We start from the raw sequence: 18221 nt of genomic DNA, 5'->3' as shown, positions 1-18221 counted from the left end.
GCGGCTCCGGCCGGTGCTCGGCAGTCCTCCCCGACTCCTCCTGCTGCTCTGCTCGTTCGCCCTGTGCGGGTACGCGGGGGCGCGGCTGCTCGACGGTGACCGGTTCCTGATCGCCCTGTGGTTCGTGGGCGCGGCCGTGCTCCACGACCTGGTGCTGCTGCCGCTGTACGCGACGGCCGACCGCCTGCTGGTGAGGAGCGCCGGCCGGCACCGGGAGGGGGTGAACCACGTACGGGTTCCGGCCGCCCTGTCGGGCCTGCTGCTGCTCGTGTGGTTCCCGCTGATCACCGGCAGGGTCTCGGAGCGCTACGCCGGTGCCACGGGGCTGTCCGCCGACGGCTACGCGACCCGCTGGCTGGTTCTCACGGCCGTCCTGTTCGGCGGATCGGCGGTCCTGTTCGCGGTACGGACGCGGAGGCGGGGACACGGGCCGGTACGGCGTCGGCGGCGTGGGCCGGTGGTGGACGGGACCCCGCCGCCGTCCGCCGACGGCTGACGGGCGGGGCCGGGCCGGACAAGGGCGGACGGCGAGGTGGCGGACCTCGGCCGCCCGCCCTTGTCCGTACGGGCTCGTCCGTGCGGGCTCGTCCGTACGGGCTTCTCCTTACGGGGATCAGCGTGCGGGCCGGTCCGGTCGGCCCGTGCGCAGCGCGACGAAACAGCGCTCGCCCGTCGACCACCGGGCGTCGGTGCGCCAGCCCCCGTGGTCCGCGTGCCGCAGGAGGGCCGGAGTGCCGAGGCGGGCCCAGGGGAAGGCCGGGCCGGGGCTGCCGTGCGCGTCGGTGACCTGCACCAGGGCGCGTTCGTCGACGTCCGGGTGTGATGCCGTCTCGACGAGCAGCAAGCCTCCCGGAAGGAGTAGTTGAGCCATCCGGGCGAGCAGGGCGGGCGGATCGCCGCCGATGCCTATGTTGCCGTCCATGAGCAGGGCGGTGCCCCAGCGGCCGGTGCCGGGCAGCGGGTCGAAGACGGAGCGGCGCAGCGCCTGCCCGCCGCAGCGGACGGTCCGCGCCACCGCGGCCTCGCTGACGTCGATGCCCAGGCCCCGCCTGCCCCGGGCGCCCAGCGCGGCGACCAGGCGTCCGGGGCCGCAGCCCACGTCCAGCACCGTGCCCTCGCAGCGCGCGAGCACGTCCAGGTCGGCGGCGTCGGCCGCCGCGCACCACCGCTCGACGTCCAGCGGCAGCAGCCACCCGTCCGCACGGCGCAGGAACAGCGGCCCCCGGCCGGTGCGCAGGGCGTCGGAGTAGGGATCGGCGGACCAGGAGGATTCCGGGGAGGACACCCGCCGGCCGGGCGTCCGCCGAGGCGCCGTGCGTGCGGCAGCCGTTGCCCGCACCGGGCTCACCGGTGCGTCGCCGTCAGCCGTGCCAGCCGGGCGGCGAACCGTCCGCCCGGTGCCGCGCCGGCGACCACTTCGGCGTCGTACGCCGTGTCCACGTCCCGCAGCCGCGGCAACTCCCGCACCCGCAGACGCGCGAGCCGCCGCCGCTGCGCGGCACCCGTGTCCGGGGTCGACATGGGGACCCCGCGCAGCAGCCCGGGGTCGGGCACGGCCAGCCCCAGTGCCCAGAAGCCGCCGTCCTCGGCGGGACCGAAGTACGCGTCGCAGTCGGCGAAGTCCACCGTCAGCAGCTCCGGCGTCACCTGGGGCGTGTCCATGCCGATGAGGAGGGCGGGTCCGTCGCACTGCGCGAAGGCGGCGGCCAGCCGTTCGTCGAGGCCGCCCGCGCACTGCGGCACGACCTCGAGGCCGGCCGGCAGCCACGGGCCCGGGGCGCCGTCCAGCACCAGGACCCGCCGCCGTGCGGGGGTGCGCGTCACCACGTCCAGGGTGTCCGCCAGCGCGGCCTCGGCGAGCCCCGCCGCCTCCTCGGGCGTGAACGGCGGCGTCAGCCGGGTCTTGACCCGGCCGGGACGGGGTTCCTTCGCGATGACGAGCAGGGTCACGGGGCCGGGCGCCGGGGGAGCCGCGCTCATGAGGCCGCCCCCGTACGCTCCGGTGCCCCGCGCAGGACCCGGTTCATGTCCCGTACCGCCTGGAACGTGCCGCGCCAGGTGCCGGTCACCTTGGACGTGCCGGAGCGGGGCAGGTACGGAACGTCGTGCTCGGTGACCCTCCAGCCCGCGTCGGCGGCCCGCACCACCATCTCGAGCGGATAGCCGCTGCGCCGGTCGGCCAGCCCGAGGGCGAGCAGGTCCGTGCGCCGGGCCGCGCGCAGCGGACCGAGGTCGCGCAGTCGCAGTCCGGTGCGGCGGCGCAGCAGCCGGGCGAGTGCGAGATTGCCCGCCCTGGCATGGGCCGGCCAGGCGCCGCGGGCCTGCGGCCGGCGCCTTCCGAGCACCAGGTCGGCCTTCCCCGCCCGGATCTCCTGCACGAACGGCACCAGGTCGGCCGGATGCAGGGAGGCGTCGCAGTCGCAGAAGCACACGATGTCGGCGGTGGCCGCGGTCAGCCCCGCGTGGCAGGCGGCCCCGAAACCCCGCCGCTGCTCGCGGAGGACGGTCGCGCCGAGCTCGCGGGCGATCCGGTCCGAGCCGTCCGTCGAACCGTTGTCCACGACGAGCGCGCGCCAGCCGGGCGGGACGCGCTCCAGCACCCACGGCAGGGCCTCGGCCTCGTCCAGGCAGGGGAGGACGACGTCCACACCCGCCGACGGCGGAGCGGAGGAGGAAGAGAAGGGGGAGGTGGTCACAGCTTTCACCCTACGAACGCGAACCCGGCATACCGGACATCGGTTCCTTACGAAACACGGACGTCGGCGGCCGGCCGCCCCGGACGCGCGCGCGGGGTGCGAGGCTGACCGCATGGAGCAGCAGCAGTCACCCGCGGAGGCCGGCGCCCGGGTCCTCGTCGTCGACGACGACCCCACCGTCGCCGAGATCGTCACGGGCTACCTGGACCGTGCCGGATACGTCGTCGACCGGGCCGGTGACGGCCCCGACGCGCTCGCCAGGGCGGCGGACCACTGGCCGGACCTCGTCGTGCTCGACCTGATGCTGCCCGGCATGGACGGCCTGGAGGTGTGCCGCCGGATGCGCGGCCAAGGGCCAGTGCCGGTCATCATGCTCACCGCGCGAGGCGACGAGGACGACCGCATCCTCGGCCTCGAGGTCGGCGCCGACGACTACGTGACCAAGCCCTTCAGCCCCCGCGAGCTGGTGCTGCGCGTCGAGTCCGTACTGCGCCGCACCCGCCCCGCCGCCTCCCCCGCGCCCGGCGTCCTGCGCGCCGCCGGGCTCCAGGTCGACCCCGCCGCCCGCCGCGCCACCAAGCACGGCACCGGACTGGCTCTGACCATCCGCGAGTTCGACCTCCTCGCGTTCCTGCTGCGCCACCCCGGGCGGGCCTACGCGCGGGAGGAGCTGATGCGCGAGGTGTGGGGCTGGGACTTCGGAGACCTGTCCACCGTCACCGTGCACGTACGGCGGCTGCGCGGCAAGGTCGAGGACGATCCGGCACGGCCCCGCCTCATCCAGACGGTGTGGGGCGTCGGCTACCGCTTCGACCCCGCGAGCGGGGAGGACTGAGCGTGCGCGACATGCTGCTCATCGCCCTGTTCGCCTTCCTCGGCGCCGCCGCGGCCGGGGCGCTCGGCGCGTGCGTCCTGCTGCTGATCCGGCGGCGGACGCTCACCGCGCATCTCGCGGTCGTCGTGGCCGTCGCGGTCACCGCGATGCTCGCGGGCACGCTGGCCGTCGCACAGGCGATGTTCCTCTCGGCGCACGACCTGACCGTGGTGACGACCGTCGTCGCGATGGCCGCCGTGGTCTCCATGGCGACCGCGCTGCTGCTCGGCCGCTGGGTCGTCGCCCGCAGCCGGGACCTGGCGCTCGCCGCCCGTTCCTTCGGCGACGGCGGGGACTTCGCCGCCCCCGACGGTCCGGTCACCGCCGAACTCGCCGCGGTCAGCAGGGAACTGCAGGCCACCAGCGACAAGCTCGCCGAGTCCCGGAACCGCGAGCGCGCCCTGGAGTCCTCCCGCAGGGAACTCGTCGCCTGGATCTCCCACGACCTGCGCACCCCGCTCGCCGGGCTCCGCGCGATGGCCGAGGCCCTGGAGGACGGAGTCGCCGCCGAACCCGACCGCTACCTCCGCCAGATCCGCACCGAGGTGGAACGCCTCAACGGCATGGTCGGCGACCTCTTCGAACTCTCCCGCATCCACGCGGGCGCCCTCACCCTGTCCCTCTCCCGGATGTCCCTGTACGACCTGGTCGGCGACGCCCTCGCCGGCGCGGACCCGCTCGCCCGCGAGCACGGCGTACGGCTCGTCGGCGCCCGGGTCGAACCGGTGCCCGTGGAGGTGGACGGCCGGGAGATGAGCCGCGTCCTGGGCAACCTGCTGGTCAACGCGATCCGCCGGACCCCGGCCGACGGCACCGTCGCCGTCGCGGCCGAACGCTTCGCCGACGGCGTGGTCCTCTCCGTGACGGACGGCTGCGGCGGCATCCCCGACGAGGACCTGCCCCGCGTCTTCGACACCGGCTGGCGGGGCACCCACGCCCGCACCCCGCCCGCCGGCGCGGGCCTGGGCCTCGCCATCGTCCGCGGCCTCGTGGAGGCCCACCGGGGCACCGCCGCCGTCCGCAACGTCACCGGCGGCTGCCGCTTCGAGGTCACCCTCCCCGCACCGGAGAACTGACCCCCGCCGGCCTGCCCGCCCCCGTCCGGGGAGGACTTCAGTCCCCCCGCAGCCCCGCCGCCGCGAACTCGCGCATCCCGTCCTCGAAGGTGATCTCCGGTTTCCAGGACAGGCCGGTCCGCAGACGGGTGGAGTCGGCCGTGATGTGGCGGACGTCGCCCAGCCGGTACTCGCCCGTGACCACCGGTTCCGGGCCGCCGTACGCCGAGGCCAGGGCGTGGGCCATCTCGCCGACCGTGTGGGGCGTGCCGCTGCCCGTGTTGTACGCGGTGAGCGCGCCCCGCGCCGTATCGGCCTCCAGCGCCGCGGCATTGGCCGCCGCCACGTCCCGTACGTGCACGAAGTCCCGGCGCTGACGGCCGTCCTCGAAGACGCGGGGCGCCTCGCCGCGGGCCAGCGCCGAGCGGAAGAAGGAGGCCACGCCCGCGTACGGGGTGTCGCGGGGCATCCCGGGACCGTAGACGTTGTGGTAGCGCAGCGACACCGCCCTCCCGCCCGTCGACCGGGCCCAGGCGGCGGCCAGGTGCTCCTGCGTCAGCTTGGTCGCCGCGTACACGTTGCGCGGGTCGACGGGAGCGTCCTCGCCGACCGGGCCGGGGGAGAGGGCCGACCCGCAGGCGGGGCAGGCGGGTTCGAAGCGCCCGGCCTCGAGGTCGGTGACGGCGCGCGGGCCGGGACGCACCACCCCGTGCCGGGTGCAGGAGTAGCGGCCCTCGCCGTACACCACCATCGACCCCGCCAGGACGAGGCGCCCCACCCCGGCCGCCTCCATCGCGGCCAGCAGCACCGCCGTGCCCAGGTCGTTGTGGGAGACGTACGCGGGGGCGTCGGCGAAGCCGGTGCCGAGGCCGACCCTCGCCGCCTGGTGGCAGACGGCGTCGACACCGGACAGGGCGTCGCGCACGGCGCCGGCGTCGCGCACGTCCGCCGCCGGATCGGTGCGGACGTCGTACACCACGGGCTCGTGCCCGCGCGCCCGCAGCGCCTCCACGACATGGGACCCGATGAACCCGGCACCGCCGGTGACCAGTACACGCATACGGCCACGCTAGGCCCGCGCCCCCGCCCGAAGGCCGCTCCACGCCCCGCACGTCACCGGTCCGTAAGACCCGGAGTCCGGCATGGCGTCAACCGTCGGCGGGGCCCGGCCCGTCGAGGGGGGGAGCCGTACGGTGAGGACCGTCGGCCCCCCGTCCGCCGGTGCCCGGCCCGACCTCGCCGCCGTGCGCCCGGGCCGGGGACCTGGCGACCGCGAGGCCCGGCCCGCTGGCGCCCGGCCGCGGCCGCGGGCCTTGCCGACCCGGTGGAACCGGTCGAGCACCCGCTCCCGGCCCTCGGCCGGGATGCCGGCCCGTCGTCGGCGACCCGTGTCAGGCCCGGACACGGCCACGGACGCGTCGGCCCGGGCGCCGGGCGGGGTGCGCACGGCGGCGTCGGCCGACGGGTTGTCCAGCACCTGCCGGACGCGTCACGGGTCCACCCGCGGCCTCGGCTGCCGCCGCCCGCCGCCGCCCGCCGTCGTCTCCTCGTGGCCGTACTCCGTGCGGCTCCGCGCCCCCCGGCAGTGTCACCGTCAGGGCGCGGTCCGGGTGGCTCGCGCGGACCGCCGTCCACGACGGGCAGTCGTACGTCCTCCCCCGCTCCTCCTGCGGCACCCGGTCCCGGAGGCGTTCCGGACAGCGGGCTTCAAGGGCGTTTCCCGTGGTGGGCGCGGGGCAGGTGGCTGCGGGGGGCAGCCCGTCCGGCGGGTGGGTGTGCCACGGACGCGGGGCGCACGGGCCCGGGGACACGGACAGCACGTTCCCCGGGCGCTGTCACAGGTGCCGTCTACACTCGACCGGCGGCAGACCGCGCGGCCGTCTCGGCAAGAATTTCCAGCCACCCGAAGGGCATCCGGCGTCTTGATACGGATCGAATCAGTCACGAAGCGCTATCCGGACGGCACGGTGGCGGTCGACCGGCTCTCCCTGGAGATTCCCGACCGCTCCGTCACCGTCCTCGTCGGACCGTCGGGGTGCGGCAAGACGACCACCCTGCGCATGATCAACCGCATGGTCGAACCCACCGAGGGAACGATCCTGCTCGACGGCGAGGACATCCAGCGCCGGCCGGTCACCAGCCTGCGCCGGTCCATGGGATACGTCATCCAGAACGCCGGACTGTTCCAGCACCGCACGATCGTCGACAACATCGCCACCGTGCCCCGCATGCTCGGCTGGGGCAAGCAGCGGGCCCGGGAGCGGGCGGCGGAGCTGATGGAGCGGGTGGGCCTCGACACCGCCATGGCCAAGCGGTACCCGTACCAGCTCTCCGGTGGCCAGCAGCAGCGCGTCGGGGTGGCGCGGGCGCTCGCCGCGGACCCGCCGGTGCTGCTGATGGACGAGCCGTTCTCGGCCGTCGACCCGGTGGTCCGCAAGGGCCTCCAGGACGAACTCCTGCGGATCCAGGAGGAGCTGGGCAAGACCATCGTCTTCGTCACCCACGACATCGACGAGGCGGTCAAACTCGGCACCATGGTCGCCGTCCTGCGGGAAGGCGGCCGGCTCGCCCAGTACGCGCCGCCCGCCGAACTGCTGTCCGACCCCGCCGACGCGTTCGTCGAGGACTTCCTCGGCGCCGACCGGGGCATCCGCCGGCTCTCCTTCCTCACCACCGCCGCGCTGGAACTGGCCACCGACACCGTGATCCGGCCGGACGCCACCGCCGAGCGGATCGGCGCCGCCGACGCCGCCCACCTCCTGGTGACCGACGACGAGGGGCGCCCGCTCGGCTGGTCCGAGCCGCGCCGGCTGACCGCCGGGGACATCCGCACCGACCAGCTCCTGCCCTACGGGCGGCCGTTCGTGCCCGGCGTGGACTCGCTGCGGGTCGCGCTCGACTGCGCCGTGCTCTCCCCGACCGGCTGGGCCGTCGCCGTGGACGACGCCGGCCGGGTACGGGGCGTCGTCTCCCAGCAGACCATCGGCGACGCCATCCGCACCGCGCACCAGGACGGCCGCGCCGGCGACGAGAAGGTCGCCGGATGAACGGCTTCTTCGACATCCCCAGCGACCTCCAGCACACCTGGACCGGCCTGATCGGGGTGCACCTGAGGGAGGCGCTGGTCCCGGTCGCCGCCGGGCTGCTGCTCGCGCTGCCCGTCGCCCAGCTGTGCGGCCGCTTCCGCTGGCTGTACCCGCCGGTGCTCGGCCTGACGACCGTGCTGTACGCCATCCCGTCCCTGGCGTTCTTCGTCGTCCTGATCGACTACACCGGCCAGACCGAACTCACCGTGATGATCCCGCTGGCCCTGTACAGCCTGGTGGTGCTGATCCCGGCGATCGTCGACGGCGTGCGCTCGGTACCGGACGAGACCCTGGCCGCCGCCACCGCCATGGGCTTCGGCCCCGTACGGCGCTACACCCAGGTGCAGCTGCCGATCGCCGCGCCCGCCATCATCGCCGGCCTGCGGGTCGCCACCGCGTCCAGCATCTCCCTGGTCAGCGTCGGCGCCCTGATCGGCAACCAGGGAGCCCTCGGCAACCTGCTCGCGGCCGCGCAGAAGTACGACCGGCCCGAGCTCGCGGTGAACGCCGTGCTCACCATGGCAGTCCTGGCGATCCTGTGCGACGCCCTCCTGGTCCTGCTCAGGGTCCTGCTCACGCCCTGGATGCCCCGTGGCGCCCGGTCCGCCTCCGGGGCCGGGTCCGCCGTGCGGCCGGGACGGTTCGAAGAAGCCGAGGTCGAGGCCCCGTGAACATCATCGACTTCGCCCACGCGTTCTTCGGCGACAGCGCCAACTGGCAGGGCTACGACGGCATTCCGCAGCGCTTCCTCGAGCACGTCCAGTACTCGCTGCTGGCGCTCGCCGTCGCCGCCGCGATCGGCCTGCCCGTCGGCCTGCTGACCGGGCACACCGGCCGCGGCGGGAACGCGCTCGCCTTCATCGCCAACGCCGCCCGCGCCCTGCCCAGTTTCGGCCTGCTGGTGCTGGTGGTCCTGCTGATCGGCTTCGGCCTGCTGCCCGTGATGATCCCCCTGGTCGTCCTGGCCGTCCCGCCGATCCTGGTGACCACCTACGAGGCGGTCCGCACCGTGGACCCCTCACCGGTGGACGCCGCCCGCGGCATGGGCATGCCCGAGTCGCGGATCCTCTTCCAGGTCGAGGTGCCGGTGGCGCTGCCGCTCATCCTCAGCGGACTGCGCTCGGCGGCCATCCAGATCGTCTCCACGGCCACCATCGCCGCGTACGTCAGCCTCGGCGGCCTCGGCCGGTACATCATCGACGGGCTCTACCAGCGCGACTACGAGAAGGTGGTCGGCGGTGCCACCCTGGTGGCGGTCCTGGCGCTCGTCACGCTCACGCTGTTCTGGGCGGCGGGACGCTTCGTGGTGTCGCCCGGGGTGCGCAGGCGGTAGGAGCGGGCACCGGGGCGCCTCGTCGCACGGTCCGACGCGTACGAGTGCCAACCGTGATCCGGCCGCGCTTGACGGAGAGTGAAGCGGCTGGATTGGATCGGTGGATGACTCATACCGCCAAGAGCAGCTGGTCCAGAACGAGGCACACCGGTGCGGCGGCCGTCGCGCTCACCGCGGCGGCGGCCCTGCTCGCGGGCTGTTCGTCCGGCGACACCTCCGACAACCCCCTCGAGGAGGAGAAGGCGGAGGCAGGCACCGTCGTCGTCGGCTCCAACAACTTCGCCGAGAGCACTCTGCTCGCCGACATCTACGGCGAGGCGCTCAGGGCCAAGGGCCTCAAGGTCACCTACAAACACAACATCGGCAGCCGGGAGACGACCTACGGTCTGATGAGGAACGGCTCCATCACCGTTCTGCCCGAGTACAACGGTTCCCTGCTCGCCCACCTCGACCCCGAGGCCGAGCAGGAGTCCGCGGAGGCCGTCAACACCGCCGTCAAGGCCAAGCTCGACAAGAAGCTGACGCTGCTGGACCCGTCGCCGGCCGAGGACAAGGACTCGGTCGGCGTCAACGCCCGGACCGCCGAGAAGTACGGCCTCACCGAGTCGTCGACGCTCGCCGACCTCGAGGACATCGCGCCGGAGCTGGTGATCGGCGGTTCGCCCGAGTTCCAGACCCGGCGCCAGGGCCTGGAGGGCCTGAAGTCCGTCTACGGGCTGGAGTTCAAGTCGTTCAAGGCGCTGGACGCGGGCGGCCCGCTGACCCAGGCGGCGCTCACCCAGAACGAGGTGCAGGCGGCGGACATCTTCACCACGGACCCGACGATCGTGAAGGAGAAGTTCGTCGTCCTGAAAGACCCGGAGAACCTCTTCGGATTCGCCAACGTGACCCCGCTGGTCCACAAGGACGCCCTCCCCCAGGAGGGTGTGGACGCGCTCAACGCGGTCTCCGCCAAGCTGGACACCGAGACCCTGCTCGACCTCGACGCCCAGGTCCAGTTGGACAAGAAGGACCCGCTGGACGTGGCGAAGGCCTGGCTGGAGTCGGCCGGACTGGTCTGACGGGGAACGGGCGGCCGTCCCGGACGCTTCGCCGGCCGAGGCCCCCGGAGCGACGGTTCTTCTTCCGGGGGCGGGGCGCGGTCCGCAAAGGGCCGCGCCCCGCCTGCGTTCCCGGCGTGCCCCACCGCACCTGACCCGCGCCTCTACCCCGCCGGCGTGGCGGCGGCGATCAGCCGGTCCAGCAGGGCGATCAGCACGTCCCTGGACGACGTCCGGTCCCGCGCGTCGCACAGCAGCACCGGCACGCCCTCCGGGAGGGCCAGCGACTCCCGGATGTCCTCGACCGGATAGGGGTGCTCCCCGTGGAAGCCGTTCACGGCGATGACGAACGGGATGCCCCGGCGCTCGAAGAAGTCGATCGCCGCGAAGCTGGACTCGGGCCGGCGCACATCGACCAGGACCACCGCGCCCAGCGCGCCGAGGGACAGGTCGTTCCACATGAACCAGAACCGCTGCTGGCCCGGTGTGCCGAACAGGTACAGCACGAGGTCGTCGGAGACGGTGATCCGGCCGAAGTCCAGCGCCACGGTGGTGGCACGTTTCTCCTCGATGCCGTCGAGGTCGTCGACACCCAGGCCCGCCATGGTCAGCGGTTCCTCGGTGCGCAGCGGGGCGATCTCGCTGACCGAGCCGACCATGGTGGTCTTGCCCACGCCGAAGCCCCCGGCGATCAGAATCTTGACCGTGTCGGGTGCCGGACGCTCGGTGGGCGCCGTAGCGGTGATGTCAGAGCCGGCCAAGGCCGTCCCTCACTTTCTGCAGCAGATCCAGGTCCGGGGAGGTACGGGTGACGTGGTGCGGGGGGCGGACGGTGATCCGGCCCGCCTCCAGCAGGTCGCAGAGCATGATCACGACCACGCTCATCGGGAGGTCGAGGCGCGCCGCGAGTTCCGCCACCGCGAGGGGCTCCGCGCACAGCCGCAGAATGCGGGTGTGCTCGGGTTGCAGCCGGGTGGCCGCCTCGGGCTGGGGCTCGACCGTCGTCACCGTCGTGATGAGCGTGAAGTCGGCGCGGCTGGGCTGCGTCCGGCCGCCGGTCAGCGTGAACGGTCGGACGAGCCGGCCCGGGAAATCGCCTCCGCCCACCTCACGCGCCGGAGTCGGAGGAACCTGTCGTGCCCCGGGGCGCCGCGCTGAGGTGCTCGCCGATCTTCTTCACCAGCATGTTCATCTGGTACGCGACCACGCCGACGTCCGCGCCCGGGCCGGTGAGCACCACGAGGTGGGCGCCGGGCCCGGCCGAGGTCAGGATCAGATAGCTGTTGGCCATCTCGATGAGGGCCTGGCGCACCGGGCCGCCGCGGAAGTCCATGCTGACGCCCTTGCTGAGGCTCATCAGTCCGGACGCGGTGGCCGCCAGACGTTCCGCGTCGTCGCGCAGGAACCCGGTGGACTTGCTGACCACCAGCCCGTCCTCGGACAGGACCACGGCCTGGTTCACGTCGGCGACCCGCTCCACGAGTCCGGTCAGCAGCTGATCGAGCTGGGTGTGAGTGGCGGGTATGGGGCGTGTCATGACGGTGTTCCTTCTTCGGCGTTCGGCGTTCGGCGTTCGGCGTTCAGCGGTCGGCGGGCGGTGTCGGGAGGTCTCGGGAGGCGGCGGGCACCTCTGCGGGCACCCCGGGGGATGCTGTCATGGCGTCATCGGCGGCCGGCCGCGCACAACCGTCGTCGGAACCGGCGTCGTCGTCGCGTGCCTCGAACGTGCCGCGCTGGAAGCCGGCGAGGGAGGAGGCGGCGTGTTCCGCCGTGAAGTCCGCCGCGTCGTCCTCGACGGCCTGTGCCGACGCCTCCTCACGGAGTTCGGCGGCCAGGCTGGTCTGCGGCACCCGGCGGGGGAGCGGGGTGAGCCCGTTCGACCGGGGTGCGGGAGCGGTGCCGGCCGGGCGGGCGGCGGTCCGTGCGGGGGCCGCGGAGCGGGACGGCGACGGCGGCCCGCTGGGAGCCTGTGTGTTCGGGGTGCTCGGGGTGCTCCCGGTCTCCGGGGCGTCCGGGCCGTCCGTGGCGGACGTCCTGCCGGTGGTGCCGGCCCCGCTCGTGGCGTGCTCCGTGTCCGCCGGGCCTGCCGGGCCCGTGGCCCCGCCGTCGAGGGCCGCCGGAGCGGCCGTGCCGCCCGGGGCGCCCGCCGGGCGGTGTCCGTTCGCCGCGCCGCCGACGGCGAACGCGGCCTCCCGGGGGGTGCGTGCGGCCTCCCGCACCACGATCGCGTGCGGCACCAGCACGATCGCCGTCGTCCCGCCGTACGGCGACGGGCGCAGGGTGACGGTGATGCCGTGCCGGTGGGCCAGCTGGGAGACCACGAACATGCCGAGCCGGAGGTCGTCGGCGAGCGCCACCACGTCGAACTGCGGAGGGCTGGCCAACTGGGTGTTGATCGAGGCGTAGTCCTCCTCGGACATGCCGAGGCCCCGGTCCTCGATCTCGACGGCGAGGCCCTTGGCCACCAGAGCGGCGCGCACCCCGACGGGGCTCGGCGACGGCGAGTAGACCGTGGCGTTGTCGATCAGCTCGGCCAGCAGGTGGATGACGTCGGCCACCGCGGGCGGAGCCAGCGCGACCTCCTCGTCGGTGTGCACGTCCACCCTCTGGTACTCGGCGACCTCACCGACGGCACTGCGCAGGATGTCGATCAGCGCGACCGGCTCGCTCCACGAACGGCCGGGCCGCTCGCCGCTGATGATGACGAGGTTCTCCTCGTAGCGGCGCAGCTGGCTGGCCGTGGAGTCCAGTTCGTACAGGCCCTTGAGGACCTCGGGGTCGGTGTGCGTGCGTTCCAGCAGGTCGAGCTTGCTGAGCTGGAGGTTGACCAGGTTCTGGCTCTGCCGGGCGATGCCCAGGATGACCTTCTGGAAACCGAGCCGGGTGTCGGCGAGCTCGACCGCCGTGTGCACCGCGGTGCGCTGCGCCGTGTTGAACGCCTGGGCGACCTGGCCGAGTTCGTCGTGGCCGTAGTCCAGGGGCGGGGTCGCCGACTCGGCGTCGACCTTCTCGCCCCGCTCCAGCCGGGCCACGACCTCGGGCAGCCGCTCCTCGGCCAGGCTGAGGGTGGCCTCCCGCAGGCCGCGCAGCCTGCGGGACAGCGAGCGGGTGATCCGCCACGACATGCCGACGCACAGCAGCAGGGCGACCAGACCGCCGGCGCTGAGGGAGGCCGCGGTCAGCAGCAGACCGCGGGCCTCGTCGGCACTGCGGCCGAGCAGTGCGTCGGTCTGCTCCTCGATCAGGGCGGCGTACTGCGGGGTGACCTTGTCCAGCGCGGCGTCCCACTGCTTCTGGGCGTCCGGCAGGCTGATCCTCCCGCCCTCGGCGGTGGGACGGGAGTCGCGTACCGCGTCCTCGACGTCCTGCAGGGTCCGCCACTCGGGGCTCTGCAGGATCTTCTCGGCCTGCGTCTTGGTGCTGCCGCGCAGGGACGGCACGATCTGGTCCTCCACCAGCCAGCGCTGGGTGGTGACCAGCTCGGCGAAACCCGCCCAGGACTCGTCGTCGAGCTCCCCGGACGGCCAGGCCAGGGTGAGATGCGCGTCCTCCCGGGAGAGCATCTCCGCGGCCTGCTCGAGCGAGACCAGGGGCCCGGCCTGCGAGGTCAGGTCGCCGTCGTCGACCTGCGACAGCTCCTGGAAGGCGTGGATCTGGTCCTGGATGATCGAGGAGTACTGGTCGAGTGCCTGCTCGGCGGTGATGTCGCTCGGCGCGTCCACCTGGTCCCGGTAGTACTCCAGGCTGCCCACCGAACCGAGCACCGAGTACAGCGGGTCCGACACGCGGTCCGGTGCCTCGGCGATCGCGTCGGCCTGTCCGACCAGCCGGGCCACCGCCTTGTCGGTCTTCTCGCGCTGTGCGTCGAGGGCGGCCCGGGAGTCCTTCGGCGAGGCCAGCCAGGCGGCGGTCAGCCGCCGCTCCTGCTGCAGGGCGAGGGTCGCGTCGGTGCCCATCGCGCCGGTCGACCGGCTCAGTTCCGTCTGGGTACGAAGCCGCAGCCCCTCCGAGAACATCTGGATCGTGGTCACACCCCACATGGCGGCGAGGGTGACGGTGGGCACCAGTGCCAGGAGGACCAGCGAGAGACGTATGGAGCCGAGACGGCGCCGGGCACCTGTCCGTGGAGACATCGTCGTCCTAGAGCGGTCGGATCATCGGAAAAGCGGGCGGAGAGCGGCGGAGGAACGGGCTGTGGACGCGTCAGCAGGACGTGCGTCCGGTACGACACAGGTGATGTGCAGGATGTTATCCGCACACGTGACCGTGCAGCCCGTTCGTAACCGAATCTTTGGGTACGTCCTCACGGGATGTCCCGGTCACCGGGTGCCGTTGGCGGCGAACTCGGCGACCGAGGCGGCGTTGGTCTTCGTGACGAAGGCGGGCCCGGTGAGAACCGGCGACACCCCGCCGCCGCTGATGTTGCCGTTGGTCCGGTACAACCACAGCGCGTCCACGGAGAGATAGCCCTGGAGGTAGGGCTGCTGGTCCACGGCGAACTGGATGTCACCGCTGCGGACGGCCCGCACCAGCTCCTCGTTGAGGTCGAAGGTGGCGACGTGCGCCCCGGTGTCGGCCTCCTTGGCGGCGTCGGCCATGGCGAGGGCGTACTGAGCGCCGTTGGCGACGACCTCGTCGATGGTCGGGTCCTGCCGCAGCGTGGCGGTGACGATGCCGGAGACGGCGCGCTGGTCGGAGCCGTCCACGTAGAGGTTCTCGACCTTTCCGTCGAACGTCTTCCGCACGCCGGCGCACCGCGCCTCCAGTGCGACGTTGCCCCGCTCGTGGACCACGCAGAGGGCGTTCTTGGCCTTCAGCTCGTTGAGCTTGTTGCCGACGGCCTGCCCCGCGACGCCCTCGTCCTGACCGAAGTACTCCAGCAGCCCCGCCGACTTCCAGGCGTCGATGCCGGAGTTGAGCCCGACCACGGGGATCCCCGCCTTGCGCGCCTCGTCCACCGGCCCCTTCATCGCCTGCGGCTTGGCCAGCGTCAGGGCGATGCCGTCCACCTTGTCGCGGACGGCGTTGCGCACGAGTTCGGCCTGGCCGTCCGGGTCCGGGTCGCTCACGTACGTGAGGTTGATGCCGTCCTTCGCGGCGGCGGCCTCGGCGCCCTTCTTCACCCGGTCCCAGAAGGCGTCCCCCTCACCGCCGTGCGTGACCATCACGACGCTCATCCCGTCGCCGGCCGCGCCCGGGCCCTCCGCGTCCGAGGAGTCTTCGGCCGAGCCGAAGACGGAACAGCCGGTCACCACCAGGACGACGGCTGCCGCCAGGGCCGAGAGACGGACGGGCCGCCTCGGGAAACGATGGACCTGGGGACGAGTGTTCATGAGGGAGCGGACCTCGCTGTACGCCGAGCTGGGGGAGGAAGGGGGAGCGGGGGACGAGAGCAGGGGCGGAACCGTGATGTGTACGCCGACCGGGTGACGACTCCCGCTGGGACCGGAGCCAATCGCGTCTTCCTGCCGGTAGTCAAGTGATCAGCCACGGGAAGTGAGATGCCGCTGCCGCATTGTGATGAACGGTGGGTTCCGTGGCGGCGGGGACGGACGGCACCCCTGCGCACCGAACCGCGCGGACGGTACGGAAACGGCTCCACGGCGCACGGACGAACCGGCGCCGGCCAACGTCCTTCGCGGTCTCGGTGTTCACCGGCGCACGCGGGCGGAATGCGGGCCCGGGCCCCGGTCGCGGGCGGCCGGGGCGCGGAACCCCCGGGCTCCGGGGGTTCCGTATCTGCCGCCTGCCGCCTGCCGCCTGCCCCCTGCCGCTCGCCACCCACCGCCCCCCACCCGCCCGGCCGGACACCCTCGATGCCCCCTCCGGTGGAGGCGCGTTCCCCTCGCGGCCGCCCACCGTTCCCTTTCCTCTGCGCGACTGCCACACTCAGATACCGGACGTGCTGTTTTCTTTCGGCGTCCGTGACCGAATTGCCGGATGTGTACCGCGCCATGAAAGGACCCGGTGTGGCGAGTGCGGTCTCAGGGTGAGTTATCGTGTACGCGGGGTTAAAACAAACGGCACGACCCGTTCCTTTCCGGCTCAGGAGTTCAGTCGATGGCGAGGCAGGTACGCGCCGAGCAGACCCGCGCGACGATCATCACGGCCGCCGCCGATCTGTTCGACCGACAGGGCTATGAATCGACCAGTCTCAGCGACATCGTCGAGCACGCCCACGTCACCAAGGGAGCCCTGTACTTCCACTTCGCGGCGAAGGAGGACCTGGCGCACGCGATCCTGGAGCTCCAGTCCGCCACCTGCCGCAGGCTGGCCAGGGACACCGAGATCCGGGGCCACACCTCCCTGGAGGCGCTGATGCGCCTCACCTTCGGCATAGCCCGCCAGTCGGCCGAGGACCCCGTCCTGCGGGCCGGGCTCCGCCTCGCCACCGGGGGCGCCCGGCCCCGTCCGCCGCTTTGCCACCCGTTCGCCGAGTGGATGGACATCGTCACCGCCCGACTCGTCGGCGCGGTCAAGGAGTCCGACGTCCATCCCGAGGTCGACATCGACGTGGTGGCCCACTCCCTCGTCTGCTTCTTCATCGGCACCCGCGTCGTGGGCCGCACCCGGGAACCCGTCGCCCGCCAGCCCCGCCGCACCGCGGAGATGTGGCAGCTCCTCATCCGGGGCCTGGTACCGGTCACCCGCAGGGCCCGCTACCTCAGCCTGGCCGCACGGCTGGAGCGGGAGATCGCCCCCGTCTGACGCGAGGCCGCGGGACCCACGCGGGCCGGCCCCGGCGGCCCGGCCCGCACCGCTGCGGCGACCGGCCCCGCCGCCCGGCGCCGCGCGTTACGGTGAGCCGCATGCCCGACACCCCCACCGCCCCCGTGATCCTCGGCAACCGGCCCGGCTCGTTCCCGCACGGCGTGCTCGCCGAGCGGCACCCCGCGATCATCCGACAGGTGCGCGAGGCCTTCCCGTACGAACCCGGGCAACAGCACGCACTCGACGCCCTGCTGGCCAACTGCACCGAGGGCGCCGTCGAGCCCCTCCCCGCCGACGCCCACGACCGGGAGCGCTGGACGGCCTGGGGGATGGACGCGTACGCCGGGCAGACCTGGTACGACGTGCCCTGGCTGTGGTCCGAGAGCTGGTTCTACCGCCAACTACTGCAAGCGGTAGGCTACTTCGGACCTGGCCCCTGGCAGGGCATCGACCCCTTCCGCCCTTCCAAACGCGCCGAACTCGACTCGCCCGCGACGGACGAGGAACTCGCCGCGCTCGAGGACCTGGCCGGCCGGCCCGCGGACGAACAGGGGCAGGCCCTGCTGCACGGCTCGCTGTGGGGCAACCGCGCCGACCTCGGCTTCCGGCTCTCCGCCGAGGGGGCCGACCTCGCGGCGGCCGTCCCCGCGCTGGTCGCCGACGACGCCGAGAGGCTGTGGTCGCTGCTGGAGGCCTCCCGTCCGGGCACCCTCGTCCTGGTCGCGGACAACGCCGGACGCGAACTCGTCCCCGATCTCCTGCTCGTCGCACACCTGCTGGCCCGCGGAACCATCGGCCGGGCGGTGCTGCACGTCAAGCCGTACCCGTACTACGTCTCCGACGCCACGACCGCCGACGTCGTCGACGCGTTGCGCCGGCTGGTCGACGCCCGGGGGGCGGCGGCCGGTTACGGCCGCCTGCTGTGGGGAGCCCTCTCCGACGGCCGGCTCACCCTGCGCGCCCACCCGTTCTCCTGCTCCCCGCTGCCGTACGAGGAGATGCCCGACGACCTCCGCGCCGACTTCGCCCCGGCCGCGCTCACCCTCGTCAAGGGCGACCTCAACTACCGCCGCCTGGTGGGCGACCGGACCTGGCCGCCCACCACCCCCTTCACCGACGTCACCGGCCACTTCCCCGGACCGGTCGCCGCCCTGCGCACCCTGAAGTCCGATGTCGTCACCGGACTGGCTCCCGCGACGGAGGAGGCGCTGGTCGCGGCCGAGGGGCAGCGCTGGCGCACCGGCGGCACCCACGCGCTGATCCAGGTACGGGCGTAGCGGTCCGCACCCCGTGCCGCAGGCGCGCATCCGGCACCCGGCACCCGACACCGGAATTTCGGCATGTCGGCATTTCGGCGAGGGTTCACGCGATGGTGTGATCATGTCCGGGCCGGTGGATGCCGCCACGGAGCCACGGGTAGTGCCGG

At 73.4% G+C, this 18221-nt stretch carries 18 protein-coding genes; 9 read left to right on the top strand and 9 right to left on the bottom strand.

Features of this window, described 5'->3' with window-relative positions; genetic code table 11:
• Positions 1-13: 13 nt before the first annotated feature.
• Positions 14-496 carry a hypothetical protein gene (locus ORI94_RS13715; protein ID WP_266074948.1) on the top strand — a complete coding sequence of 161 codons (483 nt, stop codon included), beginning with the start codon at positions 14-16 and terminating at the stop codon, positions 494-496.
• A 117-nt stretch (positions 497-613) separates the two neighbouring features.
• Here the strand turns inward: ORI94_RS13715 and ORI94_RS13710 are convergent, their stop codons facing one another.
• The 3 genes from ORI94_RS13710 to ORI94_RS13700 are packed head-to-tail and all read right to left on the bottom strand — an operon-like array spanning position 614 to position 2705.
• Positions 614-1348 (bottom strand): methyltransferase domain-containing protein, encoded by a 735-nt coding sequence (locus ORI94_RS13710; protein WP_416237817.1) that lies wholly within the window; start codon positions 1346-1348, stop codon positions 614-616.
• A complete protein-coding gene (locus tag ORI94_RS13705; RefSeq protein WP_266074944.1) occupies positions 1345-1980 on the bottom strand; it encodes a TIGR04282 family arsenosugar biosynthesis glycosyltransferase in 636 nt (211 codons plus the stop codon). The genes ORI94_RS13710 and ORI94_RS13705 overlap by 4 nt, the downstream gene beginning before the upstream one ends.
• Positions 1977-2705, bottom strand: coding sequence for a glycosyltransferase family 2 protein (locus tag ORI94_RS13700; RefSeq protein ID WP_266074943.1), 729 nt, complete (start codon positions 2703-2705; stop codon positions 1977-1979). The genes ORI94_RS13705 and ORI94_RS13700 overlap by 4 nt, the downstream gene beginning before the upstream one ends.
• A 103-nt stretch (positions 2706-2808) precedes the next feature.
• On the opposite strand from ORI94_RS13700, the gene ORI94_RS13695 reads away from it, so the two are divergent.
• On the top strand, positions 2809-3531 hold the full coding sequence (locus tag ORI94_RS13695; RefSeq protein ID WP_266074941.1) for a response regulator transcription factor: 723 nt from the start codon (positions 2809-2811) through the stop codon (positions 3529-3531).
• A gap of 2 nt (positions 3532-3533) precedes the next feature.
• Entirely contained in the window at positions 3534-4646 is a 1113-nt protein-coding gene (locus ORI94_RS13690) for a sensor histidine kinase (protein WP_266074939.1), read from the top strand.
• A gap of 37 nt (positions 4647-4683) precedes the next feature.
• On the opposite strand, the gene ORI94_RS13685 is transcribed toward ORI94_RS13690, so the two are convergent.
• On the bottom strand, positions 4684-5685 hold the full coding sequence (locus ORI94_RS13685) for an NAD-dependent epimerase/dehydratase family protein (RefSeq protein WP_266074937.1): 1002 nt from the start codon (positions 5683-5685) through the stop codon (positions 4684-4686).
• Positions 5686-6547: 862 nt separating this feature from the next.
• Between ORI94_RS13685 and ORI94_RS13680 the strand changes: the two genes are divergently transcribed.
• The 4 genes from ORI94_RS13680 to ORI94_RS13665 all read left to right on the top strand — a co-directional run bounded on the left by ORI94_RS13680 (position 6548) and on the right by ORI94_RS13665 (position 10105).
• A complete protein-coding gene (locus ORI94_RS13680; protein WP_266074936.1) occupies positions 6548-7672 on the top strand; it encodes an ABC transporter ATP-binding protein in 1125 nt (374 codons plus the stop codon).
• Positions 7669-8382, top strand: a complete 714-nt coding sequence (locus tag ORI94_RS13675) for an ABC transporter permease (RefSeq protein ID WP_266074935.1) — start codon at positions 7669-7671, stop codon at positions 8380-8382. Before ORI94_RS13680 ends, ORI94_RS13675 begins: the two co-directional genes overlap by 4 nt.
• Positions 8379-9044: an ABC transporter permease gene (locus ORI94_RS13670; RefSeq protein ID WP_266074933.1), complete on the top strand. Its 666-nt coding sequence runs from the start codon at positions 8379-8381 to the stop codon at positions 9042-9044. Before ORI94_RS13675 ends, ORI94_RS13670 begins: the two co-directional genes overlap by 4 nt.
• Before the next feature lie 104 nt (positions 9045-9148).
• Positions 9149-10105: an ABC transporter substrate-binding protein gene (locus tag ORI94_RS13665; RefSeq protein WP_266074931.1), complete on the top strand. Its 957-nt coding sequence runs from the start codon at positions 9149-9151 to the stop codon at positions 10103-10105.
• A 143-nt stretch (positions 10106-10248) separates the two neighbouring features.
• Here the strand turns inward: ORI94_RS13665 and ORI94_RS13660 are convergent, their stop codons facing one another.
• From ORI94_RS13660 to ORI94_RS13640, 5 genes are all read right to left on the bottom strand, one after another.
• Positions 10249-10845: a GTP-binding protein gene (locus tag ORI94_RS13660; RefSeq protein ID WP_266074929.1), complete on the bottom strand. Its 597-nt coding sequence runs from the start codon at positions 10843-10845 to the stop codon at positions 10249-10251.
• Positions 10832-11191 carry a DUF742 domain-containing protein gene (locus ORI94_RS13655; protein ID WP_266074927.1) on the bottom strand — a complete coding sequence of 120 codons (360 nt, stop codon included), beginning with the start codon at positions 11189-11191 and terminating at the stop codon, positions 10832-10834. The genes ORI94_RS13660 and ORI94_RS13655 overlap by 14 nt, the downstream gene beginning before the upstream one ends.
• Position 11192: 1 nt before the next feature.
• Positions 11193-11621 carry a roadblock/LC7 domain-containing protein gene (locus ORI94_RS13650; RefSeq protein ID WP_266074924.1) on the bottom strand — a complete coding sequence of 143 codons (429 nt, stop codon included), beginning with the start codon at positions 11619-11621 and terminating at the stop codon, positions 11193-11195.
• Between the two features lie 43 nt (positions 11622-11664).
• On the bottom strand, positions 11665-14217 hold the full coding sequence (locus ORI94_RS13645) for a nitrate- and nitrite sensing domain-containing protein (RefSeq protein WP_266074922.1): 2553 nt from the start codon (positions 14215-14217) through the stop codon (positions 11665-11667).
• Positions 14218-14403: 186 nt separating this feature from the next.
• Positions 14404-15417: a substrate-binding domain-containing protein gene (locus ORI94_RS13640; RefSeq protein ID WP_266074921.1), complete on the bottom strand. Its 1014-nt coding sequence runs from the start codon at positions 15415-15417 to the stop codon at positions 14404-14406.
• 727 nt (positions 15418-16144) lie between these two features.
• Between ORI94_RS13640 and ORI94_RS13635 the strand changes: the two genes are divergently transcribed.
• Both ORI94_RS13635 and ORI94_RS13630 read left to right on the top strand, forming a co-directional pair.
• Entirely contained in the window at positions 16145-16792 is a 648-nt protein-coding gene (locus tag ORI94_RS13635; RefSeq protein WP_266074920.1) for a ScbR family autoregulator-binding transcription factor, read from the top strand.
• 101 nt (positions 16793-16893) lie between these two features.
• Entirely contained in the window at positions 16894-18072 is a 1179-nt protein-coding gene (locus ORI94_RS13630; protein WP_266074918.1) for a damage-control phosphatase ARMT1 family protein, read from the top strand.
• Positions 18073-18221: the final 149 nt, after the last annotated feature.

The organism is Streptomyces sp. NEAU-W12, assembly GCF_026242095.1.
GTDB lineage: Bacteria > Actinomycetota > Actinomycetes > Streptomycetales > Streptomycetaceae > Streptomyces.
The sequence above is the reverse complement of the archived record's forward strand: the minus strand, read 5'-3'. Positions and strand labels throughout refer to the sequence as shown.

Coding starts and splice junctions, on each gene's coding strand:
- ORI94_RS13705 (WP_266074944.1), bottom strand. CDS start 1,980: ATGAGCGCGGCTCCCCCGGCGCCCGGCCCCGTGACCCTGCTCGTCATC.
- ORI94_RS13695 (WP_266074941.1), top strand. CDS start 2,809: ATGGAGCAGCAGCAGTCACCCGCGGAGGCCGGCGCCCGGGTCCTCGTC.
- ORI94_RS13685 (WP_266074937.1), bottom strand. CDS start 5,685: ATGCGTGTACTGGTCACCGGCGGTGCCGGGTTCATCGGGTCCCATGTC.
- ORI94_RS13675 (WP_266074935.1), top strand. CDS start 7,669: ATGAACGGCTTCTTCGACATCCCCAGCGACCTCCAGCACACCTGGACC.
- ORI94_RS13665 (WP_266074931.1), top strand. CDS start 9,149: ATGACTCATACCGCCAAGAGCAGCTGGTCCAGAACGAGGCACACCGGT.
- ORI94_RS13650 (WP_266074924.1), bottom strand. CDS start 11,621: ATGACACGCCCCATACCCGCCACTCACACCCAGCTCGATCAGCTGCTG.
- ORI94_RS13645 (WP_266074922.1), bottom strand. CDS start 14,217: ATGTCTCCACGGACAGGTGCCCGGCGCCGTCTCGGCTCCATACGTCTC.
- ORI94_RS13640 (WP_266074921.1), bottom strand. CDS start 15,417: ATGAACACTCGTCCCCAGGTCCATCGTTTCCCGAGGCGGCCCGTCCGT.
- ORI94_RS13635 (WP_266074920.1), top strand. CDS start 16,145: ATGGCGAGGCAGGTACGCGCCGAGCAGACCCGCGCGACGATCATCACG.
- ORI94_RS13630 (WP_266074918.1), top strand. CDS start 16,894: ATGCCCGACACCCCCACCGCCCCCGTGATCCTCGGCAACCGGCCCGGC.